This is a genomic window from Bacteroides caecigallinarum, assembly GCF_021530995.1.
Taxonomy (GTDB): Bacteria; Bacteroidota; Bacteroidia; order Bacteroidales; family Bacteroidaceae; genus Phocaeicola; species Phocaeicola faecigallinarum.
The window spans coordinates 1-716 of sequence record NZ_JADYTF010000264.1; the positions used below are offsets into that span (position 1 = coordinate 1).

Consider the following 716-nt stretch of genomic DNA (forward strand, 5'->3'; position numbering starts at 1 on the left):
AGAAAGCTGTTTTACCTTATAGGATTCTGTATCATTTGACAACACACGGTATATATTCCTTTTCATGTTTGAGTACATAGTATATTCTGTTTACAAGCCGTCTGGCTATCTTTACAATTGATTTCTGAGGATTCATACGTTTACGGTATTCCGTATAGGCTACGGTCATTGCAGGATCCTTGCGGATTGCAATCCATGCGGCTTCTATCAAAAGACACCGAAGCATGAAATGCCGGCGTACAGTTATATCTCCTGTGCCGTTACTTTCACCGCTCGAATGACACATTGGTACCAGACCGATGAAAGAAGCCAGATGGTCAGCATTCTTAAAACGCACTATATCATCAAGCTCAACCATCAGGGTGGCAGCTGTAGTAACGCCTATTCCGGGAACAGAAGTCAGAAAGCGTATCGGCTTCTCAAAAGGAGCTTTACGTGAAATCTCACGGATGGCACGTGTCTCCTGTAGAAGCATCTTACGAAGACGCACGAACTGTTCCAGGTGCAGTTCCAAAGTCTTCTTGCCATACTCAGTGGACAGTTCAAGAGCCTGTAACCAGGAAAGGAAGCGTTTGGACCAACAGCCAATGGAGCAGCGGGTAAACTCTTCCGGTATCTCTACGCCATGAAAACGAAGAAGAGACTTGATGCGGTTCTTCGCACGGGTGCTGTCTTTTACTATCAGGTTTCTCATCCTTATCAAAGAACGAAGTTCC

The 716-nt window shown here is 45.1% G+C and carries 1 protein-coding gene; it reads right to left on the reverse strand.

The window, feature by feature from the left end; genetic code table 11:
* Positions 1 to 31: 31 nt before the first annotated feature.
* Positions 32 to 716 (reverse strand): IS110 family RNA-guided transposase (locus tag I6E24_RS16515; protein ID WP_235329805.1); only part of this gene is annotated, 685 nt, incomplete at its 5' end.